The sequence below is a fragment of the Paenibacillus sp. sgz302164 genome, from assembly GCF_056120505.1.
Window position 1 is genome coordinate 1 of record NZ_JBVYOL010000037.1, and the last position, 26,249, is coordinate 26,249.

General features: G+C 47.7%; 26 protein-coding genes. 21 read left to right on the top strand and 5 right to left on the bottom strand.

The annotated features are described in order from the left end of the window. The first annotated feature begins 106 nt into the window (after nucleotides 1-106). The 5 genes from AC0LWT_RS35165 to AC0LWT_RS35185 all read left to right on the top strand — a co-directional run bounded on the left by AC0LWT_RS35165 (nucleotide 107) and on the right by AC0LWT_RS35185 (nucleotide 5,376). The gene (locus AC0LWT_RS35165; RefSeq protein WP_474686375.1) at nucleotides 107-1,348 is read left to right on the top strand and encodes an IS110 family RNA-guided transposase; all 1,242 of its coding nucleotides are present in this window, start codon (nucleotides 107-109) and stop codon (nucleotides 1,346-1,348) included. A gap of 180 nt (nucleotides 1,349-1,528) precedes the next feature. Beyond that, nucleotides 1,529-2,512, top strand: coding sequence for a polymorphic toxin-type HINT domain-containing protein (locus AC0LWT_RS35170; protein ID WP_474686377.1), 984 nt, complete (start codon nucleotides 1,529-1,531; stop codon nucleotides 2,510-2,512). Nucleotides 2,513-2,530: 18 nt separating this feature from the next. Beyond that, nucleotides 2,531-2,854: a hypothetical protein gene (locus AC0LWT_RS35175; protein ID WP_474686379.1), complete on the top strand. Its 324-nt coding sequence runs from the start codon at nucleotides 2,531-2,533 to the stop codon at nucleotides 2,852-2,854. 311 nt (nucleotides 2,855-3,165) lie between these two features. Continuing rightward, complete coding sequence (locus tag AC0LWT_RS35180) at nucleotides 3,166-4,146, top strand: phage lytic cycle repressor MrpR family protein (protein WP_474686381.1); 981 nt, start codon at nucleotides 3,166-3,168, stop codon at nucleotides 4,144-4,146. A gap of 315 nt (nucleotides 4,147-4,461) precedes the next feature. Continuing rightward, entirely contained in the window at nucleotides 4,462-5,376 is a 915-nt protein-coding gene (locus AC0LWT_RS35185; RefSeq protein ID WP_474686383.1) for a hypothetical protein, read from the top strand. Between the two features lie 363 nt (nucleotides 5,377-5,739). Here AC0LWT_RS35185 and AC0LWT_RS35190 read toward each other — a convergent pair whose 3' ends face one another. Further along, complete coding sequence (locus AC0LWT_RS35190; RefSeq protein ID WP_474686385.1) at nucleotides 5,740-5,946, bottom strand: helix-turn-helix domain-containing protein; 207 nt, start codon at nucleotides 5,944-5,946, stop codon at nucleotides 5,740-5,742. 161 nt (nucleotides 5,947-6,107) lie between these two features. On the opposite strand from AC0LWT_RS35190, the gene AC0LWT_RS35195 reads away from it, so the two are divergent. From AC0LWT_RS35195 to AC0LWT_RS35245, 11 genes are all read left to right on the top strand, one after another. After that, nucleotides 6,108-6,884 carry a recombinase family protein gene (locus AC0LWT_RS35195; RefSeq protein WP_474686387.1) on the top strand — a complete coding sequence of 259 codons (777 nt, stop codon included), beginning with the start codon at nucleotides 6,108-6,110 and terminating at the stop codon, nucleotides 6,882-6,884. Between the two features lie 14 nt (nucleotides 6,885-6,898). Further along, on the top strand, nucleotides 6,899-7,153 hold the full coding sequence (locus AC0LWT_RS35200) for a hypothetical protein (protein WP_474686389.1): 255 nt from the start codon (nucleotides 6,899-6,901) through the stop codon (nucleotides 7,151-7,153). Nucleotides 7,154-7,419: 266 nt separating this feature from the next. Further along, on the top strand, nucleotides 7,420-8,658 hold the full coding sequence (locus tag AC0LWT_RS35205; RefSeq protein WP_474686391.1) for an IS110 family RNA-guided transposase: 1,239 nt from the start codon (nucleotides 7,420-7,422) through the stop codon (nucleotides 8,656-8,658). Between the two features lie 44 nt (nucleotides 8,659-8,702). Beyond that, nucleotides 8,703-8,951 (top strand): hypothetical protein, encoded by a 249-nt coding sequence (locus AC0LWT_RS35210; protein ID WP_474686393.1) that lies wholly within the window; start codon nucleotides 8,703-8,705, stop codon nucleotides 8,949-8,951. Next, entirely contained in the window at nucleotides 8,951-9,229 is a 279-nt protein-coding gene (locus tag AC0LWT_RS35215) for a type II toxin-antitoxin system RelE/ParE family toxin (RefSeq protein ID WP_474686395.1), read from the top strand. Before AC0LWT_RS35210 ends, AC0LWT_RS35215 begins: the two co-directional genes overlap by 1 nt. Before the next feature lie 76 nt (nucleotides 9,230-9,305). Continuing rightward, nucleotides 9,306-10,013, top strand: a complete 708-nt coding sequence (locus AC0LWT_RS35220) for a DUF6973 domain-containing protein (protein ID WP_474686397.1) — start codon at nucleotides 9,306-9,308, stop codon at nucleotides 10,011-10,013. A gap of 11 nt (nucleotides 10,014-10,024) precedes the next feature. After that, entirely contained in the window at nucleotides 10,025-10,363 is a 339-nt protein-coding gene (locus tag AC0LWT_RS35225) for a hypothetical protein (protein ID WP_474686399.1), read from the top strand. Nucleotides 10,364-10,771: 408 nt separating this feature from the next. Further along, on the top strand, nucleotides 10,772-11,002 hold the full coding sequence (locus AC0LWT_RS35230; RefSeq protein ID WP_474686401.1) for an AbrB/MazE/SpoVT family DNA-binding domain-containing protein: 231 nt from the start codon (nucleotides 10,772-10,774) through the stop codon (nucleotides 11,000-11,002). Further along, nucleotides 10,996-11,337: an endoribonuclease MazF gene (gene mazF, locus AC0LWT_RS35235; protein WP_474686403.1), complete on the top strand. Its 342-nt coding sequence runs from the start codon at nucleotides 10,996-10,998 to the stop codon at nucleotides 11,335-11,337. The genes AC0LWT_RS35230 and mazF overlap by 7 nt, the downstream gene beginning before the upstream one ends. A 152-nt stretch (nucleotides 11,338-11,489) precedes the next feature. Then, nucleotides 11,490-11,660: a hypothetical protein gene (locus AC0LWT_RS35240; protein WP_474686405.1), complete on the top strand. Its 171-nt coding sequence runs from the start codon at nucleotides 11,490-11,492 to the stop codon at nucleotides 11,658-11,660. Nucleotides 11,661-11,682: 22 nt separating this feature from the next. Beyond that, on the top strand, nucleotides 11,683-12,336 hold the full coding sequence (locus AC0LWT_RS35245; protein ID WP_474686407.1) for a CPBP family intramembrane glutamic endopeptidase: 654 nt from the start codon (nucleotides 11,683-11,685) through the stop codon (nucleotides 12,334-12,336). A 227-nt stretch (nucleotides 12,337-12,563) separates the two neighbouring features. Here the strand turns inward: AC0LWT_RS35245 and AC0LWT_RS35250 are convergent, their stop codons facing one another. Next, nucleotides 12,564-14,546, bottom strand: a complete 1,983-nt coding sequence (locus AC0LWT_RS35250; RefSeq protein ID WP_474686409.1) for an SH3 domain-containing protein — start codon at nucleotides 14,544-14,546, stop codon at nucleotides 12,564-12,566. Between the two features lie 150 nt (nucleotides 14,547-14,696). On the opposite strand from AC0LWT_RS35250, the gene AC0LWT_RS35255 reads away from it, so the two are divergent. The 4 genes from AC0LWT_RS35255 (at nucleotide 14,697) to AC0LWT_RS35270 (ending at nucleotide 19,522) form a co-directional block, all read left to right on the top strand. Then, a complete protein-coding gene (locus AC0LWT_RS35255) occupies nucleotides 14,697-15,692 on the top strand; it encodes a Gfo/Idh/MocA family protein (protein ID WP_474686411.1) in 996 nt (331 codons plus the stop codon). 280 nt (nucleotides 15,693-15,972) lie between these two features. Next, complete coding sequence (locus AC0LWT_RS35260; RefSeq protein ID WP_474686485.1) at nucleotides 15,973-16,863, top strand: ABC transporter permease; 891 nt, start codon at nucleotides 15,973-15,975, stop codon at nucleotides 16,861-16,863. 11 nt (nucleotides 16,864-16,874) lie between these two features. Further along, nucleotides 16,875-17,768: a carbohydrate ABC transporter permease gene (locus tag AC0LWT_RS35265; protein ID WP_474686413.1), complete on the top strand. Its 894-nt coding sequence runs from the start codon at nucleotides 16,875-16,877 to the stop codon at nucleotides 17,766-17,768. Nucleotides 17,769-17,818: 50 nt separating this feature from the next. Beyond that, nucleotides 17,819-19,522, top strand: a complete 1,704-nt coding sequence (locus tag AC0LWT_RS35270) for an ABC transporter substrate-binding protein (protein WP_474686415.1) — start codon at nucleotides 17,819-17,821, stop codon at nucleotides 19,520-19,522. A gap of 852 nt (nucleotides 19,523-20,374) precedes the next feature. Here the strand turns inward: AC0LWT_RS35270 and AC0LWT_RS35275 are convergent. The 3 genes from AC0LWT_RS35275 to AC0LWT_RS35285 all read right to left on the bottom strand — a co-directional run bounded on the left by AC0LWT_RS35275 (nucleotide 20,375) and on the right by AC0LWT_RS35285 (nucleotide 23,680). Next, nucleotides 20,375-21,655: a glycoside hydrolase family 27 protein gene (locus tag AC0LWT_RS35275; protein ID WP_474686487.1), complete on the bottom strand. Its 1,281-nt coding sequence runs from the start codon at nucleotides 21,653-21,655 to the stop codon at nucleotides 20,375-20,377. Nucleotides 21,656-21,899: 244 nt separating this feature from the next. Then, nucleotides 21,900-22,787, bottom strand: a complete 888-nt coding sequence (locus AC0LWT_RS35280; protein ID WP_474686417.1) for a helix-turn-helix transcriptional regulator — start codon at nucleotides 22,785-22,787, stop codon at nucleotides 21,900-21,902. Further along, nucleotides 22,784-23,680: an AraC family transcriptional regulator gene (locus tag AC0LWT_RS35285; protein WP_474686419.1), complete on the bottom strand. Its 897-nt coding sequence runs from the start codon at nucleotides 23,678-23,680 to the stop codon at nucleotides 22,784-22,786. Before AC0LWT_RS35285 ends, AC0LWT_RS35280 begins: the two co-directional genes overlap by 4 nt. 149 nt (nucleotides 23,681-23,829) lie before the next feature. Between AC0LWT_RS35285 and yicI the strand changes: the two genes are divergently transcribed. Beyond that, entirely contained in the window at nucleotides 23,830-26,157 is a 2,328-nt protein-coding gene (gene yicI, locus AC0LWT_RS35290; protein ID WP_474686421.1) for an alpha-xylosidase, read from the top strand. Nucleotides 26,158-26,249 lie beyond the last annotated feature (92 nt).

Here is a 26,249-nt window from a genome sequence, read left to right on the forward strand (position 1 = left end):
TTGTATCTTTGCGAATCGCTACGGTTAACGCTCGAAATCGGAAGTTGCGAACTGCCCTTTATCAATCACTCAAATGCAATTATTTTACATATAAAGGATGGATAGTATGAAAGAACGAATTGAGTATTTATATGTGGGGATAGACCCGCACAAGCATCAGCATACCGCTGTAGGTATGAACTTTTACCGTGAGAAGCTGTTTGAGGTTACGTTTGCAAACAAGCCAGCGGATTTTCCGAAATTGCTTAAGGTCATTGAAAAACAGCGAACTAAAACGGAGTTTACCAAGATCATATTTGGTCTGGAGGATACAACGAACTACGGAAGAACGCTGACCGTGTTCCTCAAGAAAAAGCAATACATAGTCAAGGAAGTCAGCAGCAAGCTTTCGAGTGCCAAGCGTAAGAGTCAAAATACGGTTAAGAAGTCGGATTCATGGGATGCGCAGTGTATCGCTACAGTACTGATGGAGGACTTGGATCGTTTACCTGTTGCGAATCCAATTGACCATTACTGGGCGATCAAGCAATTGGTATCTAGGCGGAATGCGAGTATGAAGGGACAGGCATTTTCCATCAAAAAGCTTCATTCTCAGCTACAGCACCATTACCCTACATATCGCAAATTTTTCTCGGAATTGGATGGCAAGACGGCATTGGGCTTCTTTCACCGTTTCCCTTCACCGAGGCACTTGCAGAGCATTGAATTGGATGAGCTAACCCATTTCTTGCGAAAGTTGAGCAATTACGCGTGTTCTACGAAGAAAGCAGAACAAATAATGTCCCTGATTCAAAGCGATGGGCAGCAGGAGAATGATTTTCAGGACAAGCGTGATTTTATTGTGAAGAGTTTAGTGAAGGAAATTCGATTCCACAAGAAGGAAATCGCGCAGGTAGAGAGCGAAATCAAGCCATTAATGAAGGAATTAGGTTTTAAGCTGGAGAGCATGACGGGGATTGATTTAGTCAGTGCAGCAAATCTAGTGGCTGAAATAGGCGATATTCACCGCTTTGCTTCCGCCAATCAGCTTGCACGGTTCGCAGGAATAGCCCCTGTCGATATCGGCTCTGGGGGCAAAGTCAAGCATGCGAAGACGAGACAGGGCAATCGCGCCTTGCATGAGTTATTCTTTCAACTGGCGTGCCGTCAATTGGCGTTGTCCAGAAGACATCAAGAGCCGCGGAATCCGATCTTTCTGGAGTATTATAACAAGAAACAGGCGGAAGGCAAGACGAAAGGGCAGGCCATTGTTTGTATCATGCGAAAGTTGGTCAATATTGTGTATAAGATGATGAAGAATAAGACGGAATATGTTTTGATTGTTCCTAGAAAAGAAGAAGCTGTATAATATTGGATAGAGCAGCGGTGCAATCTTCTGGTTGCATCGTTTTTGTTTTGAATAGAGCGGTTTATTGACCAAGATACGAACGAGGGACAAGTCAATAATCCCTTAAGTTTGAATTTTTATACGTATGTGCAGAATAATCCTTTAAGATATGTTGACCCTAGTGGGCACGTAGCACAAGAAATGAATGAGGACACCAGTACTTGTGGTTGCATTAAAAATGTAAGGGATATGACACCAGAAGAACAAGCTTATTATCTGAACGATCCTAATACTCCTCCAGAAAGCCGTGCTCAGATAGCTCTATACATGTTTTTTAGCATAGTTTCTCCTGATAAGGGTGGGGCATCTACTGCAACAGAAGCTGCAAAAAATAGCAAAGGTGCATTAGCAGAAACTTGGGATCTTGTTAAAAACTTAGTAAATGGATGCAATTGCTTTGCCCCTGGAACTAAGATTCAAACGGACGAAGGGGAGAAAAATATCGAAGACATTCAAGTCGGAGATAAGGTTCTCTCGAAGGATGAAGAGACTGGCGAAGTAGCATACAAAGAGGTTACGGCTACGTTTAACCATGAGACGGATGAGATTTACAACATCCATGTGGGCGGTCAAACGATTGAAGCTACTTATAACCATCCGTTCTATGTAAAGGATAAAGGGTGGACGTTCGTCAAAGACCTTAAGCCTGGTGACTTGCTTGTTCAAAGTGATGAAAATACACTCAAGGTAGACAGCATCGAACTGGTACACAAGCACGTCACGGTTTACAACATGACAGTTGATGAGTTCCACACCTACTTTGTTAGTGACCTTGGCATTTGGGTGCATAATTCAAATTGTGATTGGAGTAGGGTCAACTGGAAAGGAGAAACTGCCAAAGAACACGTTATGCTTCATGGGCAGGATGACTTAACTAAACCACTTCATGGTGTATTTGCAGACGACCCAATAGCCACGGTTGAAAAAGCAATGGATTATGCAAAACAAAATAACATTCAGGCTGTATATGATAGCAGCAAAGGAAATTATAAGTATGTTATCCCTTATGCAGAAGCAGGACTAGAGGGCGGCTATAATGGCACAGGTGCGATTTTGAATAATATAACAGTTATAGTTGAGGATATCCAAACAAATAAAATTGTTACTGCATTTCCTTCAAATTAATTTTAGGGTGGTGAAAAGTTGGAAAAATATAATACAAAAGTTGACTGGTGTTCATATTGCAATCAAGGATGGATTCTGCTGGTTAAAGATACAACATCAAATGAATTGTTTTATAAGTGTAGTGAGTGTGATGTTGAGTTTGACAACTATGAAGATATTGATACAATTGCAAGACAACCCAGTCGTAATATAAACATCGAATTACCAACCGAAAAAGAAATAAGTGAAAAAGGACTTTCAGGCTTATTGATTGAACACTGGAAGGACAGAAAGTTAATTAACCGAAACGGAACTGTCGTGAAAATTTGGAACGATGAATTAAAGACTTATATAACCCCTTAAAATTTTCTTTCGTATCAAAATCTTTTCCCCAAGCGAGCTAACAACTCTCTTGGGGTTTCTTTTCGTCTGCCGCGGCATCGCTAACAACGAGAAGTACGGCGCAGCAAAGTGTATTTTCCACTGAACTCACAACCTCCCTTCTGTGGAATCTCTACGTTGTGTTGCTCAATCTCTACCGAATTAACTCCACAATGACAGAGATTCATTTTTACTCGTCAGGATTTCAGGGACTGACTATGCAGATGAATATTTTGCAAATATAATAATACATGGTATTATAAAAATAAAATATGTTAAAAGAGTTGATGTTCATGGCAAATGTCATCTATGAAGATCGAATGTTCAATGAAGAAATAAAACGAAAATTCATGATCCAGTATAATGAGGGTAGTCAAAAAGTCATACATCGTTTGTTTAAGGTAGCAGCTTCAATCGAATATACAATAAATCAAGACTTATACTCGTTCAATGAGAAGCAGCTTATCCCTTATTTCTCTCTGCTTATGCCAACTACCGAGCATTCGTCTAAGAACAATGTCCGGTGGATTGATTTGTATATACGGTGGTCAATTGCCATGGGATACTGGAAAGAAAACAATCCGCTTGATGGAGTTTCCACAGAATGGAAAGAACAATTTATCCTTCGACGTAACAAAACGCTTTGGACTGAGGATGAAATTGGTTCAATTATGAATCGATGTGTCAATGCACAGGATGCGGTCATTGTCTCTCTGATTTTCAACGGTGTATACGGGAAACAATACAGCGAAATATTAAATCTTACCAAGGACGATATCGATACGGAGAATAGTCAATTACATGTAGTAGACGACGCTGGAAACGAGTCGAGAATCGTGACTGTTTCAGAAAGTTGTATCCGCTTATGTGACAAGGCACTCCATGAAACTTGTTACGAAAAGAAAAACGGTAAAGCTGTCAATAGTAAGGCTCCTACAGCGCAATTAACTGAAAGTGATTATGTTGTAAGACCCGCAATTACGCAAACTAAAAATATGGATCGAGCGGATAAGCACACGGTTCATCGGAGAATTGCCATGCTTGCGGAAGACATTGGTGAGATGGACTTCATCCCACGAAATATTGCTTATTCGGGCATGCTGGCTATGCTACATAAGTTTTATTTACAGGAAGGCGCGGTTACGAAAAAAGCCTATCCTCATATTTTGAAGCAATTCGGCATTGCTGGAAAAGCTGGAGAAAATCAAACTCTGTTCCGACTCCGGCATGAATTTCTGAATGAAGAGAAGATGAAGGAGATGTACCCTATTTGATTCTTCTCCAAGACAATAAAATAAAAAAAGTTAAAAAATATCTTGACTTGTACATGCACAATTTGTTAGGATAAACTTACCAGCAGGGGGAAGTAAGAGAGGATGATAGGGAGATTAGTCGAAGGATACTCTTATGATTAAACGTAAAATATGTTAAATTTAAAAATAAAATAAGTTAATTTTTTGGAGTGATACATCGTACTCCCACGTCAAGTACAGTAAAAACATTGAAAGGAATGATGCTCTTGATTGTTCTTATAACATGCCGAATCTTTTCTCATTTTTTAGAATCTATCAAACTCTAGGAGGATGCCATTGTTCGATACCATAATTTTAAAAACGAATATCCCTATTGACCGTCAATTACTCTTTACATACGAAAATAAACCGATAACTTACTATGATCATGATACAGGTCTACATAAATCTACATACATCATTCATGACACATATCTGCCGTACATCGAATACAAAGAAAATATTCAACTGCTTAAAATTCAAATTTCCATCCCCAAGTTTCTCTACGGTAACAATGTAGCTCTCCTGAAAGAAAGCGATATCCCTCTTTTCTTCCAAAGGTTGCATCAAAGGTTACACGAATTGTTTGACATTCACGTTAGAACGGAGGACTGGTATTTAACACGAATTGACGTATGCTGGAATTTTCAAGTCCATGAACAAGTATCTGAATATGTGAAGCAGTTAAACGGGATTCAACTTCGCTTCATGAAGCCGCATATGGATGGCTATATGGAAACTGTAACTCATAAAAACAAAAGTAGACGCGTTACATTCTACAACAAACAAAAGGAATGTATCATACGTAAAGCACCGCGGGAAATCATCGAACAAGCTCATGGATTGCTCCGAATGGAAATCAGTCCAAGCTATAGGGAGATGAAGGAATATTCATCGAAAAGACGGGCTATAGACCTGCTGACCAAAGAATTTTTCGAACATACGACGAAGGGGACTTTGAAACATATTAAATTGCCCGAAACTTTAGAAGGTCTTACGATTAGCTGGCTGCAATCCCACTCGCATCAAATTAATCAAATTGAACGCATACTTGGGTTCAAAGTTCTTCACGCTCAGTTCAGTGAAACCGAGCTAAAACAAATTTATGCTACATCTACATACGCAAGCAAAAAGAGTCAGGCAAGGAAATTGCAATTCCCAAGCCAGACTCAGTTAAAACCGCTGTACATAGACTATTCAAAATTGAGTTAGAAGTCATCTACATACACCGTTTTGTTAGCGATACGATTGCGTTTTTAATTTCATCGAAAATGACCATAAAAGCAGCATTTATAAGGCTTTTTCGACTTAGCTTGAACATACATATGAATTGCAAGTAAACATAAGTAAACGTTTGGAATCAATAGTAAACACGAGTAAACAAACGATTTCTACGATTGTATGACCATTAAAATAATAATTTTATTTTCTAATGATAATCGGGGGTAATTTACATTGATTGAAGGCTTGAAAATGGCTGTATATTGCGTATCTGATGCTTACATTCATCGGTGTTAGTAATTGGAGCGATTCAGTTCCTAACAAATAAATTTTAGTATTCCCCTGCTGCACACGTTACTTTTTAAAATGGAAAATTTCACTGGCATCTTGTATCTCAAGGCATTCGGCAATTTTTTCAAGGTGTTCCCGATTAATTGAAGTTCTCTGATTGTTGCATATTTCACTAATGGCTGCTGGTCTAATTCCGGTAAGCTCTGAAAGTTGCTTTTGTGTCATACCGCGTTGCTTAAGAATGTCACTTAATTTAATAATCAGGTGCATCTACCGAGCCCTCCTTCTAACAGTTAATGATAGAGCAAATTAATTTATGGTGCAATAACGCAATGTTGACATTACGAAATAGCGGAATTATAATTGCATTATTACCAAATAACGTTATATCGTAACGAAAATCTCAATTTCTGTAACGGAGGGCAATTTCAATGAATGTCATCGGCTATATTCGAGTGTCTACAGCAGGACAAGCCAAGGATGGTTACAGCTTATCTTATCAGCAAGAAGAAATTGAATCCTATTGCCAGCAACAAGGCTGGAACCTGCTTCATGTATTCAGTGATGAAGGAATTAGCGGCGCAAAAGTAGATGAGGATACTTTGGAGGTTGATCGTCAGGGGTTCCAAGACATGCTATCCCTTATCGCTACTCAATCCGTTCATGCTGTAGTCGTTTTGAACACGAATCGCTTATGGCGTAGCGACATTGTTAAAGTTTTGGTTCATCGGGAGTTTAAGAAACATAACGTCGATGTAAAATCCATTGAGCAGCCAACCTACAGCATCTATAAGAAAGACCCTTCCGACTTCCTGATTAACGGCTTGATGGAATTGTTAGATGCCTACCAACGCTTAGAAATTGCAATGAAACTGGGCAGAGGACGTAACAAGAAAGCCAAGGAAGGCGGTTATGCAGGAGGCCGGGCAGCATTTGGCTATACGGCAAAGAAGGGTTCTAAAGTTATTGAGATTGACGAGAGACAAGCTGCTGTTGTACAACGTGTATTTGAATTAAAGGAATTATACCCGACATGGAGTTTGTCTGAAATTGCAAGTCAACTGAATCTTGAAAACTTAACCACCCGGCAAGGAAGTTCCTTTACCAAAGTCCAAGTCAAACGTATTCTTGACCGCAAAGATTTCTATAGCGGCATGTACCGTTATGCCAATGTTCAAGCGCTTGGCAAGCATCAAGCCATTATATGAAAGGCGGTCACAGGATGGAGGCTTTGGTTGAAAAGTATCGTCAATTAGTGCAGCAAGAAGATACCTATTCCAAGCAACTGAGAACCGCTGAAATGTGTACGTTGGCGATGTATGACCACATTTTTCAGTACGGAGAATATGTTGAAAAACTGTTGATGGAAGAAGTATTGCTTGCTGTTCATCAGATTGAAGCCAATGTGCGTTTGGAACTGCTTCATTTGCGAATGGAAAAAGCCTTTTTGGCTAGTGACATGAAAGCCAGTAGGTAGCTGAAAGATTCATGTGAGGGTTGGCATATTGCTGTAGTATCATTGCGCATCATGTAAGGAACATGGTGAACGCTTGTTTCCAAGTTGCGAATCCAACCTTCCACCTTGTTCTTTGACAATAAAATCCCTGTTGAGTGATTGCTAAAGGGTGGTATTGCTCTTGTATCTTTGCGAATCGCTACGGTTAACGCTCGAAATCGGAAGTTGCGAACTGCCCTTTATCAATCACTCAAATGCAATTATTTTACATATAAAGGATGGATAGGATGAAAGAACGAATTGAGTATTTATATGTGGGGATAGATCCGCACAAGCATCAGCATACCGCTGTAGGTATGAACTTTTACCGTGAGAAGCTGTTTGAAGTTACGTTTGCAAACAAGCCATCGGATTTTCCGAAATTGCTCAAGGTCATCGAAAAACAGCGAACTAAAACGGAGTTTACCAAGATCATATTTGGGCTGGAGGATACAACGAACTACGGAAGAACGCTGACCGTGTTCCTCAAGAAGAAGCAATACATAGTCAAAGAAGTCAGCAGCAAGCTATCGAGTGCCAAGCGTAAGAGTCAAAACACAGTTAAGAAGTCGGATTCATGGGATGCGCAATGTATCGCTACCGTGTTGATGGAGGACTTGGATCGTTTACCTGTTGCGAATCCAATTGACCATTACTGGGCGATCAAGCAATTGGTATCTAGGCGGAATGCGAGTATGAAGGGACAGGCATTTTCCATCAAAAAGCTTCATTCTCAGCTACAGCACCATTACCCTACATACCGCAAATTTTTCTCTGAATTGGATGGCAAGACGGCATTGGGCTTCTTTCACCGTTTCCCTTCGCCAAGGCACTTGCAGAGCATTGAATTGGATGAGCTAACCCATTTCTTGAGGAAATTGAGCAATTACGCATGTTCTACGAAGAAAGCAGAACAAATTATGTCCCTGATTCAAAGCGATGGGCAGCAGGAGAATGATTTTCAGGACAAGCGTGATTTCATCGTTAAAAGTTTAGTGAAGGAAATTCGATTCCACAAGAAGGAAATCGCGCAGGTAGAGAGCGAAATCAAGCCGTTGATGAAGGAATTAGGTTTTAAGCTGGAGAGCATGACAGGGATTGATTTAGTTAGTGCAGCAAATCTAGTGGCTGAAATAGGCGATATTCACCGCTTTGGTTCTGCCAATCAGCTTGCGCGGTTCGCAGGAATAGCTCCTGTTGATATCGGTTCTGGGGGCATAATCAAGCATGCGAAGACGAGACAGGGCAATCGCGCCTTGCATGAGTTGTTCTTTCAACTAGCTTGCCGCCAATTGGCGTTGTCCAGAAGACATCAAGAGCCGCGGAATCCGATCTTTTTGGAGTATTATAACAAGAAGCAGGCAGAAGGCAAGACGAAAGGGCAGGCCATCGTTTGTATCATGCGAAAGTTGGTCAATATCGTGTATAAGATGATGAAGAATAAGACGGAATATATCGCGCCTGTATCGAAACTGAATATAGGGTGATATAATATTGAAATAAGAACCATTCCAAGGGGGGAACTCCCACAATGCTGAAAAAGCTTGAAGGTAATCACGCAGAATTGTTTAAGGCGTGGATTGACGACAATGAGAATACGATTGTAGATATTGAAGGCAAACATTATTTGGTCAAGCCGTTGAAAAATATTGTCCAAGAGGACATTGAGAGCGATGAGGAACTGAAAGCTCTAATTATGCAAGCGAAACAGGATATCGCTAACGGCGAGGTATATTCTACTGAGGACATTATAGAGGCAATTGAAAAAGGGCAGTTATAATGAACATAAAATGGACACTTTCGGCAAGGAAGAGTTTAAAGCAAATCCAAAGCATCCATTTTACCCAAGAAGAAACGAAGCGTTATCAAGTTGATTTGGTTCGTAAGATTGAGCAAAAGATAGCTGTGTTATTGGAGGCTATTCCAGCAAATGAGCCATCTTGGCTAGGAACATACAGGATTTTGGTCGATAAATACAAAGTGTATTATTCGTTTTCGGAAGACAAACGTATTTGTTATATTGAAGCATTAAGACACCAACATCAGCATACAGAATGAATTTATGGGCGGGAGCAATCCCGCCTTAACTATTGGACATTCAAGCCTTATATTCCAAGATACGTATGAGGGGCAATTGGATAATCCGTTGAGTTTGAACCTCTATACGTATGTGCAAAATAATCCTTTGACAAGAATTGATCCAACTGGACACGATTTTTCTTTGCGTGAATTAGATTCTGATGCTGTCCAAATGGGGCAATTAGGTTACAATAGTGATCGCGCTCAAACGGCTGCACTTTATGGACTTTATGCAGGAGTGGTTATGAGAAGTAAAGCTAGTGAGTATGCCAAAGCCCATAACCCACAGTACTACAAAGGTACATTGATTACTTGGGATAACGAAGCTGATGCATACAGACATTTTGGCTGGAATTTCCAAATTTCAAATACTTATGGTGTGAAGGAAGCAGAAGCAATCACAGCAAATCATGAATTTTTAGCTACCGAAAATTATAAAATTATTAGTTCCACAGATGGAAAAGCTACAATTAGCGTACAAATTGCGACCTTAATGGACTTCTACAATAACAACGAGGGAAGATACTTAGGACAGCATTATAATAATTTAGATGAAGCTTTTAAATTTGCTTTAGATAATAAAGCAGTTATCACTTCCCTTGATCAAGTAGCAGATAAATTTGGATTTGATAAATCATTAATTTACACAGGTAGCGATGGAAAGTCATACGTAAATGCTGTTATGAATTTAGTAAACCCACAAGACGGGGTGACTATTGATGATTTTAAACAATATTCATCTTGGACGTATGTATCTAAATAATGGAGGTTAGGATGAAGCTCAGGGTAAAGTACACACTTATTTTTCTTGGTATTCCAATATTATTGATATTGCTGTGGTTCTTAAAAGGGTATTTTTTTGGTTATCAAATTAACGTTTGGTATAAAGACAGTATTTCGAAAGAGGAGGCAGAATCTCATATCGTGACTATTGGAAGTTCCAACCATAGTTGCGAAAAGGGGACGGCATTTCACACAAACAATTATATGTGTCTTATAAACATTAAAAGTAATCCAATTGCTGTTAGGAATTTATTGAATCAGCTAAAAAGTGATCCTCTTGTTTTAAGGGTAGATTTCTTAGATGATTTAATAAGCGAATTCAACGATTAAAAAGCGGGTTGAACCACCTTGCGACTAACCCTCGCAAGGTTTTTTTTCTGCCGCGGCATCGCTAATATATTTTAAGCATAGATTTCATTTGAATGTAAGACAAAGGTTAATGACTCACTTCTTAAACAACTAATCAAAGTTTGGCCTTAGAGAGCCTAATCGCTAGTTTATTGAAGGCAAATAAACTAAATTATGAGCAGACAAGAGCAGACAGAACAAATTGAAGGTATTATTTACTGGAAAAGAGACAAGAAAACAGAGCAGAAACTTCATGACAGGAGTGATGTCCATGATTGTTCTTATAACATGCCCGAATCAATTAGGGATTGCCCCCAACCACCCGGCCTTGATTGACATTTCCTTGTATTTTGTTTAAACTTTGTATAAACATTATTGGAGGCGAGATTTATGCTGCAGGTTCAAAAATGGGGCAATAGCTTGGGTATTCGTATCCCCAAAGCGCTGGCAGTCAAAGTGGGTCTTGAGGAAGGTTCTGAAGTCGATCTTGATATAGAAAATGGTCATCTTGTAATTAAGCCCAAGTCAAAAACGTTAGAAGAATTATTATCACAGGTTACCCCGGATAACATTCATCATGAAATCTCTACAGGTAATCCGGAAGGTCGAGAGTCATGGTAGAACGGTACATTCCAGATCGCGGCGATTTGGTATGGCTGCAGTTCAATCCGCAATTGGGGTATGAGCAAGCTGGAAAGCGACCTGCCTTAGTTATATCGCCAGCATCGTATAATGGGAAGGTCGGTTTATCTTTATTTTGTCCGGTAACTTCAAAGATCAAGGGTTATCCCTTTGAGGTAATCATTCCGCAGAACTTGCCGATCGAGGGGGTCATTCTATCCGACCAAGTGAAAAGTCTTGACTGGCAATCCCGTCAAGCCGCATTCATTTGTAAAGTACCGGAGGAGACCTTGGCCGAGGTCATTTCCAAAATTGAATTATTACTTTCGAAATAACTTCTCGAAGAGATGCTGCCATCTGCCGCTCCCTCAAAAAATATGGTATAATCTTACTATTTATTAAAGATGAACGAAAGGGGGCTTACCTGCAATTCAACTTATTTTAGAAACGTCCAAGACCGATAATTTCATTGAGGGGGAATATTTATATGACCAAGCAGTATGCCATCGACATTGCGAAGAAGCTTTTCAGAGAGAATAGCCAGTCGTACTTTGTCATCCAAGATCCCGCATCGAATGAGTTCAGAATTATAGATAAAGAGGAACGGGATGCAAAAAACTTGAATTATTTCGTTATTTTCAGTATTGAAACGGAGTGAAATGACATAGAGGAGTTAACAAGTGAGAACTGAAGCCCGAATTCGCCTACTTTCATTAGTCATAGTTTTATTGATTTCGATATCTCCACTTGTTATAAACTCAATCTATCTTTTTCAAACAGGCAATACTTCAAGTCATAACCCGGATTTTCAATTTATGTTCAGCATCGTATGGGAAGTGCTTTCGCTAGGATTGCTTTATGTTGTCCTGTACAAGCAAGGCAGAACTTTTAAAGATCTTGGTTTTGAATTTCGCAAAACGGATGTTTTACACGGGTTAGCGCTGTATTTCGGCATCTATATTGTTTACATAATTGCGCTCGTTATCTCTCCGGGCTTTTCTCAAGGGCCTCAAAACATTGATTTTCTAAAATCAAACATATCCATATTTTACTTCACATTCATATTGATCAATCCTTTTTTTGAAGAATTGATTGTCAGGGCCTACACAATAACCGAGTTGAAGTATTTGGCCAAAAAAGAAGAAGTAGCGGTCGTTGCAAGCACTCTGATTCAGATCTCATATCATCTATATCAAGGATTAATACCGGCTTTATATGTCGGGCTAAGTTTCTTTATTTTCTCCATTTATTTTGTCAAAAGCCGGAGGATCGTCCCTGTCATTATCGTGCATTTGTTTTTTGACCTTTTGGCCATGATGAATATTGGCAGTTAATTTCCACACTTATGAAGGCATCACGATGATCGTCGCTTCCGAAAATTTCTGCTCGCCCGAGCATGAACGTACCCAGGCATTTCTCAGCAAAATCTTATAGTCCTGTCCAATTAAAAAAGAAGCCTGTTCAAAACAGCGAAAAGAGCTGAAGTGAACAGGCTTTTTTGCTTTGGTACTTGCCACCTGCAGGGTGATATCGGTTCCGGAGGGCGAGGCCAGAGAGCGGCTTATGGCTGCAGCTTCGCATCCCTTGCCGTTACGTCGAAGTCTCGCCGGAATAGTATTCGTTCGCCGACTTTTAATACTGCGCTTAAACGGTTGACTCCTGATTTCAGCTCCTTATTCAGGGATATTTCATATAATCCCCGGTTGAAATCCAGCGAATACAGATACGCCTCCGATGCCGCAGCTTGCGGATCGTCGGGATTGCCGGAGTCACGGTCGTATACATACAGCACGGGTTTCAGCCGGTGCATGTTTTGATCCGGTCGGTCCTCATCGTAAAGCAGGGCGGACAGATGCAGGCGGTTTCCGTCCACGGCGCTCGGAAATTGGACCGATTCGGGTGTGTAGCCGTTAGCGCCGAGGAGGACTTCGCTGCCGCCTGCGGACACTTCGGTGAAAGCGCCGAAAAGGGTCCGCAAATCGTCGATGCGCAGAGCAGGGGGATTCCCTGCGCCTGCATCGGCGGAGGCGGCGGCCGGCGCGGCATGCAGAAGCACGGTGCGGCTGCTGCCGCCGTTCCATGAGGTCGTGACCTGGTTGTCGCCGGCTTTTAGCCTGAACGAATATCCCGCGCCGCTGTCAAAGGTCCACCAGCCCTTCGCATCGGGGCCTGTCACCGTGAATCGGTACATTTTCGCTAAAAAGCCGGAATCGAAATATATTTGATTGTCCTTCATAAATCCGGCTTTCTCGTTTCCAAATGTATAGATGCCGTCCTGGTTATAAATAGCTCCTTTGTAGCTATTTTGGACGATAAGCTGCATATTCTGCCCGCGGTCGGGGAGCACAATCCGGTCTTTATCCGGACGAATCGTGATCCAGGCCTGACCGAGGAAGGTCTCGATCCGGTACCAGCGAGTGTCGTTCGGATCGGTCCAGGCGGCCGCGGGGCGGACCTTTTGCGGTCCTATTTGGCCGTAATGCAGCAAAATCCCGGTCCCGGGGTAGCGGTATAATTGCGTAACATCCGCGTTCAGCCGGAGCTCGGCGGTTTCGGGCTTGGCATCTTCGGGATCGGCATAATGCCCGTTGATCCAGCCTTCGCCTTTATTCGTGGCGACATGATACCAAACGCTTTCCCTCATGTAAGGTTCGGGTTCCGCTTTTTCCAGCGCGGTTACGGTTTGCGGTTCGATCATGACAGGATCTTCCTGCCCGTAAGGCCACGGGTATGGATAAAGCGGCGTTCGGATGCGACGCGTGATCGTTTCGCTCGTTTTCGCAATAACCATGCCGGTTTCCCTTGTCCATTTCGGTCCGCTCCCGGTCTCTACCCGGTAGGTCGTACCTTCGGGAGAAATAAACTCGGCGGTTTGACGCAGGAATTGGGCAGTGTTCAAAGGGACATAATTCGTGTAGTCGGTTATCGGCGTTTCGAATACTTCCGCATATAAATAAAACGATTTCCGGTCTACGGGTCGAATGAGGCCTATCTTTTGGCGAGGTAATTGAATCCATTGGTCACCGAGCCATGTCGTGCTGATTTTCAGCCATTTCATTTCGCTGCCGATATAGGTTGAGCTGTAGAACCACTGTTTTTCCGCGCCGACAACGTTGACATCCTGAGGAGAAAGCGCTGCTGTCGGCTGCCCGGAGCTGTCCGGCTTGGCGTATAGGGGCGTGTTTTCAAGCAGCGTTACTGCGGCGGGAGGCGGTACGTCAATGCTGCTCGGAAAGGTCTTGACCCACCTGTCGCCGAAGGAGGTGCGGATTTTCCACCAATTTCCTGATTGCGCCCAATAGGGCTCTGCCTCTATGACTTCGACTTCCTGGGGGGCAAAAGTCCCTTCCGGTTGGTTAAGAGACACGTTGGGAATTTTGTAGTACGGCGTTTCTTCCAGCAAAGTCAACGTCTTAGGGACGCGCAAGCCGTCCGCCGGCTCCGACGGAGTGTCCGCATACTCCGAAGCCGTAACGGCAGCGGAGCATATCGCCAAATTAAGGATAATTCCCGATATGAACATAATAACGTTTTTTTTCAACATTGGTTGTTGCACCACCCTTTAACGAGTCGTTTCAAACTATTTTACCATATCATGGATACCGCGGGCCTGCAATCTCATCTTCTTCCGCAAAAAATGATATAGTTAATTAGAAGGCAAGCTAATCAAATGCGCGAAGGAGAAGTCCAAGATATGATACGATTTGCTATTATCGGCACCAACTGGATTACGGAGGAGTTCATTCAATCGGCCAGGCAGACGGGGGAGTTTGTGCTGGCTGCTTTATATTCACGTACGGAGGAGAAGGGGCGGGAGTTTGCCGAAAAGTACGAGGTTCCGCACGTGTTCACGGATCTGGCGGCGTTCGCGGGGAGCGGTGAGTTCGACGCGGTTTATATTGCCAGCCCGAATTCGTTTCATGCGGAGCAGGCCGTTTTGCTCATGAATCATGGCAAGCATGTGCTGGTCGAGAAGCCGGCTGCTTCCAATGCCGCCGAGCTGGCCTTAATAATTGAGGCTGCGCGCAAGAACAACGTCGTATTCATGGAAGCTCTCAAATCGACGCTGCTGCCGAATTTCCGGGCTATTCGGGACAACCTGCACAAGCTGGGGCCAATCCGCCGCTTTTTTGCAAGCTACTGCCAGTATTCCTCCCGTTATGACGCCTATAAGCAAGGTAAAGTGCTGAACGCTTTTAATCCCGCTTTTTCCAACGGCTCTTTGATGGACCTTGGCGTTTACTGCATTTATCCGTTGGCTGTTCTGTTCGGCAAGCCTGAGCGCGTTCAGGCGAGCGGACTGCTGCTGGAATCCGGTGTCGACGGAGAGGGAAGCCTCCTCCTGAGCTATAAGGATATGGACGCGGTGCTCATGCATTCGAAAATTAGCAGTTCGTATGCCCCTGTAGAAATTCAAGGGGAGGACGGGACGATGATCATTGATCAGATCAACACCCCCGGCAAGGTGGAAATCCGCTATCGGAACGGAAGCGTGGAGGAGTTGACGCAGGCGCAAACCGGCAAAGCGATGATGTACGAAGCTGCGGAATTTATCGGCCTGATCCGAAGCGGCAGGCTGGAATCCGCTACGAATTCCCATGCGAATTCTTTAATCACTTTGGAAATTATGGACGAGGCCAGGAGGCAAATAGGGCTTGTGTTTCCGGCGGACAACAGCATACATGCATGAGCGTTGCTTTGAGACTGACAACTGCATAAAAAGGACCCCGGGGAGCAAATGAGGCTCCGGGGTTTTTTGTCTTTTTGCAAGCGCTGTTTTGACATGATTTGATGACGAATTTATACGGTTTTTTACATGTCTGTCTTCCAGTATGATGAATACATACATAGCGGAGGCTTGAGAAAAGCGGGCCGCACAACCAGGGGGAGGGAAGTTTATGAAAACGCTGCCTGCCGATCGGGAACTGCTTCTTGCGGGGCGAAAGCCGTCTTCGCGGTTTTTTCGGAAAATGGTTCAGCAGCGGTATTTGTACATGATGTCCGTGCCTTTCGTCATATGGATCGTCATATTCAGCTACGTCCCTTTGTGGGGCTGGCTGATGGCTTTTCAAAAATTTAAACCGGGCAAGCCGATTCTCAACCAGCAGTGGGTGGGGCTCGACAACTTCAAGGAGCTGTTTGCCGACGAGCGCTTTTATCTTGTGCTGCGCAACACGCTGGGCATGAGCGTCATGGGGCTGATCGTAAGCTTTACGGTTCCGATCGTATTTGCGGTCATTTTGAACGAGCTTCGCAGCCAGTTGTTCAAGCGTTCGATGCAAACGATTTCGTATTTGCCGCACTTCGTATCGTGGGCGGTCGTCGCGAGCATCGTCACGAAGATGCTTGCCGTCGAGAACGGAGCGATCAACGAATTGTTGATGGCGCTGCATGTGATCGACCAGCCGATTCAGTTTATGGCCAAGCCGACCTGGTTCTGGGGCATCGTTACCGCTTCGGACATGTGGAAGGAAACGGGCTGGAACTCGATCATTTTCCTTGCGGCGATGGCGGGAATCGATCAGGAGCAGTACGAAGCGGCTACGGTGGACGGCGCCGGCCGTTTCCGGCGGATTTGGCATATTACGCTGCCGGGCATCCGCGCTACGTTCATGGTGGTGTTCATTCTCTCGATCGGCAATCTGATCAGCATCGGCTTTGAAAAGCAGTTTCAGCTGCAAAACTCGCTCGTTACCGACTATTCGGAAGTGCTCGAATTGTACGCGCTGAATTACGGGATCAAGCTCAGCCGCTTCTCTTACGGCACGGCGATCGGCATTTTCAGCTCCGTGGTCAGTATCGTTTTGGTGCTGACGGCCAATACGATTTACAAAAAAGTGACCAAAGAAACGATTATTTAGGAGGTACGCTCATGCCAGTGCGCGTAGGGAGAAGCAAAACCGAATCGGCCTTCGATCTGCTTCTCTACGTCATCATGCTGTTAGCGGCCGCCGCCACCTTGTACCCTTTTCTCAATGTGCTGGCGATCTCGCTCAACGACTCCTCGGATACGGTAAAAGGCGGCATCCACATATGGCCCCGCGAGTTTACCTTGCAAAACTATGAGCAAATTTTCCGCTTCCCGGGACTTATAATCGGCTTTCAGAACTCGGTGCTGCGCACGATCCTGGGCTCGATCCTGGGCGTAGCAAGCGCTTCGATGGTTGCTTTCGTGCTGTCGCGCACGGACTTTCAGGCGCGCAGGCCGATGTCGATGCTGTTTGCGCTCACCCTTTACTTTTCCGGCGGGCTGATTCCCGTCTACATGCTGATGCGCAACCTTCATTTGCTCAATTCTTTCTGGGTGTACATCATTCCAGGGCTGCTCGGCGTCTGGAACGTATTCGTCATCCGCTCCTATATGGACGGCCTGCCTTATGCGCTTCAGGAGTCGGCCAAGCTCGACGGGGCCAACGATTGGACGATTTTCTGGAAAATCATTTTGCCGCTGTGCAAGCCCGTGTTGGCGACGATTGCTTTATTTATCGCGGTCGCGCATTGGAATTCGTGGTTTGACACGTTTTTGTACAACAGCACGAACATCAAATTGACGACGCTGCAATATGAGTTGACGAAGGTGATTCAAAGCACGCAGACGGGCAATGAATCCCGCAATCCGAACGCCTCGCAAAGCATTGCCAAAGTTTCGCCCGAGTCGGTTCGCATGGCGATAACGATGGTCGTGACTTTTCCGATTTTGATCGTGTACCCGTTCCTGCAAAAATATTTTGTCAAAGGCGTCACGTTGGGAGCCGTAAAAAGCTGACGTAACTTGGAAAAATCGAGAAAACCACAATAGAGGGAGGATTTTTGTTCATGAAGAAAGCGTTAAAAACTACGACGGCACTGTTTGCCGCAGTAATGCTGTTCGCAGCAGGCTGCTCCAAGGACGCTTCGCCGTCCTCATCGGGCGCGCCGGAGGGCAGCTCCACGCCGAACAGTACGGCGGCAGGAGCGAAAGGGGCGGCTCCTATTACTTTCACGATGTTCGCCGCGGATCAGAACCCGGACTGGGACGATATGCAGAGCCGGGTCGGCAAGGTGATTAAAGAAAAAACGGGCGTCACGCTGAAAGTGGAATTTCCGGTGGGAGCAGCCGATCAGAAAATCGCCCTGATGGCATCCAGCGGGGAATACCCGGATCTCATTATGGGCAAAGGCGACACGCAAAAGCTGATCGATGCCGGAGCCATGGTCGACCTCGCGCCGCTAATCGACAAATACGGCCCGAATTTGAAAAAGGTGTATGGCGACTACATGAAACGTCTGCGCTACAGCCAAAACGACCATGCGATTTACGTACTGCCGTTCGTCGGGGTGAATCAGAAATATTTTGACTCGGAAGGCGGCTTCGAGCTGCAGCATCGCCTGCTCAAAGAGCTTGGATATCCGAAAATCAGAACGGTTCAGGATTATGAAAACGCCATCAAAGCTTATAAGGATAAGCATCCGATGATGGACGGCCAGCCGACGATCGGCTTGTCCCTGAATGCGGACGATTGGCACATGCTCATCTCAGTGACGAACCCTGCATTTTACGCTACGGGGGCGCCGGACGACGGGGAGTTTTATATCGATCAGAGCACGTACGAAGCCAAGTTCCATTACCAGAGACCGGAGGAAAAGGAATATTTCAGGTGGTTGAACCACATGAACAGCATCGGACTCATCGATCCCGAAAGCTTCGTGCAAAAATACGACCAATATAAAGCCAAAATCGCCTCCGGCCGCGTGCTCGGTCTGATCGATCAGAAATGGGATTACGTTGAAGGGGAGAACGTGCTGAAAAAGGACGGCAAGTTCGATCAAACTTACGCGCATTTTCCGGTAACGATGAACGAAAATATAAAGGATCACGCCTTCCAGGACACCGGTTATATGGCCGGATGGGGGACCGGGATTACGACCAAATGCAAGGACCCGGTTCGGGCGATTCAATTTCTGGATTGGCTCGCTTCCGGCGAAGGCCAGGTGCTGGTCAACTGGGGAGTCGAAGGCATCGACTACAAAATGGACAACGGCAAACGCATCGCCACTGTGGAAACGCAAAACAGACAGACCAACGATCCGAGCGGTTACAAAAAGGACATCGGCATCGGCAACTATTGGATCTCCGCCCGTTATGGCGACGGCGTGAAGGATCCGACGGGCAACTACTATACGAAGAACTTCACGGAACAGTACCTGAAAAACTATTCACAATCGGACCATGACACGCTTAAGGCGTACAATGCGATCACTTATTTGGACCTGTGGCCGAAGCCGGAAGAATTCCCGGTGCGCAAATACGGCGCGGCATGGGGCATTCAAATGGAAACAGGCTCGGACGTGCAGGTCACGTACCAAAAATGCCAGGACATTATGAAAAAGCGCATTCCGGAAGCGGTTCTCGCCAAACCGGAAAATTTCGATAAAGTGTGGGATGCGTTCATGGCCGACCTCGACAAAGCCGGCGTGAAAAAAATGAACGAGCAATGGACACAGCTTGTCAAAGACAGAGTGAAGCTCTGGAACGAGTAGTGTGGGGCACGCCCCGCCAGTGTATCTCTGGCGGGGCTGGAGAAACCGCGCCCCGCCGGCTTAGCTTGGCGGTGCTAAGAAAGCATTACGCCCGTCGGCTAGGCCTTGGCGGTGCTGAGAAAGCATTACGCCCGTCGGCTAGGCCTTGGCGGTGCTGAGAAAGCCTACGCCCGTCGGCGTCCCCCCCTCCCTGACGATGCGAGGAAAGCCTTCCGCGCCGGCAATTCTTTGGCCACGCAAGGAAAACCTGCAAAAGGCTTTGCTGCTAGCACTTAGGGCTCAGGCCCCCTCGTGAAGGGGAATTCCTGCAGCACTTGCAGGCATTTTTCGCCAAATGGGCCGTTTCCAGCGGAAAGCCTGCATTTTTCAGCTTCTCAAGAAACTTGTCCGCCAGGAGATAGCACTTCTGCATGGCAAGGGGGAAAAACCTGCAAAAGTACAGTTTTTTGCCCGCAGACACGCTTGCTTCGAAATATTCCTGCAAAACTGCAGGTTTTTTCGCCAAAACTCACGCTTGGTGCCACAATGACTGGAAATTCCTGCACAATCGCAGGCTTTTCGCCAAAACGAGTCACTTTCGCGGAAAAAGCCTGCACTTTCGCAGGTTTTGTCGGGCGCCAGGTACGGGTCGTCTATGAAACGGTCCTAACAGCGTGTGGAGACTTTTTCAACGTTGTGACTTTTGCAGGCTTGCGGGCTGACGAGCGGTCGAGCCGCTTCACGAACGGCTGCGCCGTCCTTCGCTGCAAAGCCGAACCCGCGGCTTCGCTTCGGGGCAAAAAAACAGAGTGCCGAGATTTTCTCGACACTCTGTTCGCGCGTCTGCGCGCTGCTGCCTGCAGGCTGACGGCGTCAGGCCAGCTTCAGCAGCACTGCGCCGTGCGGCGGCACAGTCCGGGCGATGGCGCCGCCGAAGCTGCCGAGATCCTCGCGCTTCCACAGGTCGCGCGCCTGGACCGGGCCGGACAGCCCGAGCTGCTCCGGCGTCACCTGTACGTCCGCAGGCTCGTCGCCTGCGTTGAACAGCGCGACGTAGACGCCGCCCTGCCGGTCTTGCGCGGTCCAGGCGATGCGGTCGCCGTCTCGGTAGAGCGGCTTGCCGCCGAAGCTGTCGCGGTGAACGGCCAACACTTCGTCGTTGGTCAGCAGCGACAGCGTCCAGTCGTCATTGTCGCGCAGCTCGCCGCCGAACATGAGCGGGGAGCGGAAGATGGACCACAGGGTCATCATCGTGACCTGCTCATCCCGCGTGAAGCGAGTGAAGCGGTCGCTGCCGCCCCCGTCCACGGAGCGGATGCCGAGATGGCCGAGCGGCAGCATGTCGCAATCCGGCCAATGGCCGGGTCCGACATGCGGGTACCATTTTTCGCAGCGCTCGAACATGTTGTACAGCAGCGGCCACAGGTCCCAGTAGTCGTCCGTCATCCGCCACATGTTGGCGTTGGCCGTCAAATGCTCCGCGTGTTCCAGCGGAGCGGGGCCAGGCGACAGGCTCAGCACCATGTCGCGGCCGCATTTATCGATGGCGTTGCGGATCAGCGTGATTTCTTCCGGGTGGATGTGGTACAGACGGGAAGCGGCGATATCGTCCACCTTGACGAAATCGACGCCCCACTCCGCGTACAGCTGGAACAAGGAATCATAGTAAGCTTGCGCGCCTTCCTTGGAGGCATCCACCCCATACATGTCCGTGTTCCACGGACAGATGGAATTCGGATGCGCGATTTCGCGCGCGGTCCGGTCCGTGCCCAGGAGCGGGGTATCGGCATGGACGGCCTGGCGCGGAATGCCGCGCATGATGTGAATGCCGAATTTTAGGCCGAGCGCGTGGATTTGCTCGCCCAGCGGCTTGAAGCCTTGTCCGTCCCGGGCGGACGGAAACCGGTTGACCGCCGGAATGAGCCGCGAGTACGCGTCCATTTCGAGCGGTGCGAAGTTCCGGTAACGGGAAGAATTGGCTCCCGGTTCGTACCATTGGATGTCGACGACAACATATTCCCATCCATACTGTTTTAAATGTTCGGCCATATAGCGGGCATTGCCGAGCACTTCTTCCTCGGTGACGCTGGCGCCGTAGCAGTCCCAGCTGTTCCAGCCCATTGGCGGAGTCTGTGCGGTCCGGTGATGCTGCATAGGATCAGTTCCTTTCATTGGCGAGAGATAGGCGAAATAAGCGAGCTTCGCAAAATAAGCGTGTTCTCTCGTATGATAAAAGAACCCGGCGCATTCATCCACAATAATGTTTTGCTGCCGATTGTAAAATATTGCTGTCTCGGCGCTGCCCTAACGGTTTCCCGACGTTGCCCTAACAGCTCTCGGCGGCGCTCCAACGGCTCCCCGGTCTGCATGCCGGACACACCTGCCGCGCTTTGCCTGTTCAGTCGAACTGCAGGCGGCTGACGGCGGCGAATTCGGACCTCGTGCGGAACTCGCCCGGCGAGGAGCCGACCCATTCCCGAAACACTTTGATCATATAGCTGCCGCTTGCGTAGCCGATCATTTGCGCAATCTGCTCCACGCTGTGCGTAGTACTGTGCAGAAGTTCTACGGCTTTTTGCATGCGGATTTTAGTCAAATAGGCAATCGGCGTGTAACCGGTCAAAACATGGAACGAACGCGTAAAATGATACTTCGACAAGCCGGCCACATGCGCGATTTCCTCCAGGCTTTGCAGCGAGGCGTAGCGGGTTTCGATCGCTTCTATCGCCAGCCGGATGCCGTCCGGCCAGGCCGACTTTTCTTTTTTGGCGGCGCGGTTATGTCTGGACAGCTCCATCATAAATTGATACACCAGGGATGATGCCTGAAAAGCGTCGGCGATCCGGTCTTTCCTGGCTGTGTGGTACATATCCCGCAGCGTGCGGATAACGGGGCTTTCGGGCGGGATTTGCGGCACGAAGCCGTGGCTTTGGACGAAATCGGACCAGTGCTTTTCCAAATGAAACGGGCGGATTTGCACAAAATAAAATTCCCAATGCGAGCTATGCTCAGGGAGATAGTATTTGTGCTTGCTTGGAATTTCCACCATCAGCGCGTGTCCGGGCCCGACGTCGAAGCTGCGGCCGTCCATATCCAGGCAGCCGCAGCCGGACACGGTATATTGAAACAGAAAAAGCGGGCCGTCGATCCGCTCCATGCCGTCCCATTCGTAGGACTGCTCTGCGGAGACATACTGGCAGCCCACGGCATAGAGCTGGTGCAGAGCGCCCTCAAGCGGATCGGAGAACCGGTAGCCGTAGACGCCGTAAGGGGATGCGCCATTCATGACGTTTCCGCTCCTTTGCTTGTGAATGCTCTCCGGTATTCCGTCGGTGTCATGCTTTTGAGCGCTTTGAACGTTTTAATAAAATAACTCGGACTTTCAAAGCCGGCCTCGCTGGCGACGTCGATAATTTTGAGATGCGGGTTTTCCAGGCATTTCATCGCTTTCTCCACCCTGAGGAAATTTAAATATTCGACAGGCGTCTTTTTCACGATCGATTTGAAAAAGCGGCAAAAGTGCCCTTCGCTCATCGGAATCAGGGAAGCGAGGTCCTGAATGAGAATACGCTCCCGGCAGTGGTCGTGCATGTATTGCAGGACGGGTTTGATCCGCTCGATTTTGTCGGAATCCGAGGAGCTGCGGGGCAGGTCGGAAGACCGCTCGCCGTGCGGCAGGAGTTCTGCGAAGAACGCCAGCAAATCCGCTTTTATTTTCAGCTCGAAGCCCCTCGGCCTTGCCTTGTACTGTTCGATGATATCGCTCAGAAAGAACAGCACGCGCTGCTCCCAAGGGCTGGACGGACGGAAAATGTCCGGCAGAACAAGCCTGCGCTCCAGCCAGGGCTCGATGTATTTGCTCTGGATGGCGTCATAGACGCCGCTGCCGAGAAGCTGCGGATCAAAGACGACGGCGTGAAAATAGGCGGGCCGTTCATCCAGCGGATAGCTCGCATGCAGCTGGCCGCTCGGAATGAGCAGAGCTTCGCCCTGCCGCAGTTCCACGGCGGAAGCTCCGATATGGAACAGGGCGCTGCCCTCCGTCATGTAAATCAGTTCGATTTCCCGGTGCCAGTGGTAATTGAAGAACGTTTCGTTTATTTTTTCCACCTGGTACACGCTCAGCGGAAACATCAGATCGCCGTGAATCCGGCCTTCTCTCAGCGCTTCTAAGTTCATAGGCGGAGGCTCCTCGATTATCAAAATTGTTATATGCCGATATCAGCATTCTGCAAGACAAATATATAGGAAAGCTATTACTATTTTACTTAAGGTACCCCATTTGGATCAATATTTTTATAAGCATAATTGACGAGGAGATGACTTCTTTGAAGTTTAGTGACGGCCAGTGGATGACCCGCAAAGGGTATCAGATTATTAGTCCGGTTGAAGTTCATGACGTATATGCAACCGATCGTTCGCTCACGCTGTTCGGCCCGCCCAAACCGATCGTTAACCGCTCCGGCGAGCTGGATACGCCTTTGATCGAGGTGAAGCTGTCTTCGCCGCTAGAAGACGTGATTCGCGTGCAAATTTTTCATCATAAAGGCAAGCGCCAGGTCGGGCCGTTTTTCCAAATTCACTCGGATGACCAGGCGGCAGTTGAGGTTCGGGAGGATGTGCAAGAGGCCAGCATTACGAGCGGAAGCTTGCGCGCCAGCATTCGCCGGGATACGCCGTGGAATTTGAAATTCGATTACAAGGGCCGCAAACTAACTTCCAGCGGCTTTAAGAATATGGGTTATGTCATCTCCGAAAATGAAGGGGCTTTCGTCAGAGACCAGCTCGATCTCGGCGTCGGAGAAAGCGTTTACGGGTTGGGCGAGCGGTTCACTTCGTTTGTGAAAAACGGCCAAAGCGTCGACATCTGGAACCGGGACGGGGGCACGAATTCCGAGCAGTCGTATAAAAACATTCCTTTTTATATCACGAACAAAGGCTACGGAGTTTTTGTCAACCATCCGGAAAATGTGTCCTTCGAAGTGGCTTCGGAAAAAGTGTCCAAAGTGCAGTTCAGCGTAGAAGGCGAATACCTGGAGTATTTCCTCATCGGCGGCGCCGATTTGAAAGAAGTGCTCGGCAATTATACGACGCTGACCGGCAAGCCGGCGCTGCCTCCAGCATGGACATTTGGCCTCTGGTTGACGACTTCGTTCACGACCAACTACGACGAATCTACGGTGACAGGTTTTATCGACGGGATGGCCGAGCGGAATTTGCCGCTTCACGTTTTCCATTTTGACTGCTTCTGGATGCGGGAGTTCCATTGGTGCGACTTCGAGTGGGACAAACGGATTTTCCCGGAGCCGGAGCAGATGCTGCAGCGCCTCAAAAATAAAGGGCTGAAAATTTGCGTCTGGATCAACCCTTATATCGCCCAGCGGTCCCCGCTGTTCGAAGAAGGCATGCAGGGCGGTTACCTGCTGAAGCGGCCGAACGGCGACGTCTGGCAGTGGGATATGTGGCAGCCGGGCATGGGCATCGTCGACTTTACGAATCCGGCGGCCTGCGAGTGGTATGCAAGCAAGCTGAGAAAGCTAGTCGATATGGGCGTCGATTCGTTCAAGACGGATTTCGGCGAGCGGATTCCGACAGATGTCGTCTACCATGACGGCTCCGATCCGGTCAAGATGCACAACTACTACACGCAGTTGTACAATAAGGTTGTGTTCGAAGTGCTGGAAGAAAAGCTCGGCAAAGGCGAGGCGGCTTTGTTCGCGCGTTCCGCGACGGCCGGCGGCCAGCAGTTCCCGGTTCATTGGGGCGGCGACTGCACGGCGACGTACGAATCGATGGCTGAGAGCCTGCGGGGCGGACTGTCGCTCGGCTTATCCGGCTTCGGCTTCTGGAGCCACGATATCGGCGGCTTCGAGAGCACGTCCAGCGCGGATCTGTACAAACGCTGGGCCGCATTCGGCCTGCTCTCCAGCCACAGCCGCCTGCACGGCAGCCGCTCGTACCGCGTACCGTGGCTTTACGACGAGGAAGCCGTCGATGTGCTGCGCTTTTTCACGAAGCTGAAATGCAGCCTGATGCCTTATTTGTTCGGCACGGCGGTCCAGGCTTCGCAGCAAGGTCTGCCGCTTATGCGCGCGATGGTGCTGGAGTTCGCGGGCGATCCGACCTGCGACGTTTTGGACCGCCAATACATGCTCGGCGGCTCCTTGCTGGTCGCTCCGGTGTTCGACGAAGCGGGCACGGCTTCCTACTACCTGCCAGCCGGCACATGGACGAATTACTTGACCGGGGAGATTGTGGAGGGAGGCCGATGGTTCAAGGAGCAGCACGGCTACTTGAGCATACCGCTCTTCGTCCGTCCGAACACGCTGCTTGCCGTCGGCACGGTGGACGATAAGCCGGACTACGACTACACGGAGCATGCGGAGTATCACCTCTTCGAGCTGGAAGACGGCCAGGAAGCGGTGTCCCGCGTCTATCATCCGCAGACGAAGGCGGAAGTGAAGCTTGCCGCCGCACGCAGCGGCAATGTGATTCAAGCGGCCGCTTCCGGAGCGGCGCAGGGCAGCCGTTGGAGCATCGTCCTCAGAGGCGTAACGTCTGTCGCCAAGGTGGAAGGCGGGATGCAGGAGCCGCATGAATCGGGCGTGCGGATCACGGCGGAAACGGCCGGTGCGGCAGTCCGCATAACGTTGTAATAAAATATCCCCCTCGCTCTGTTGCAGAAGCGTGGGGGATATTTTATCCTATAGAGCATAATAGACAATATCGCTTCAGGGCCGGGAGGCAA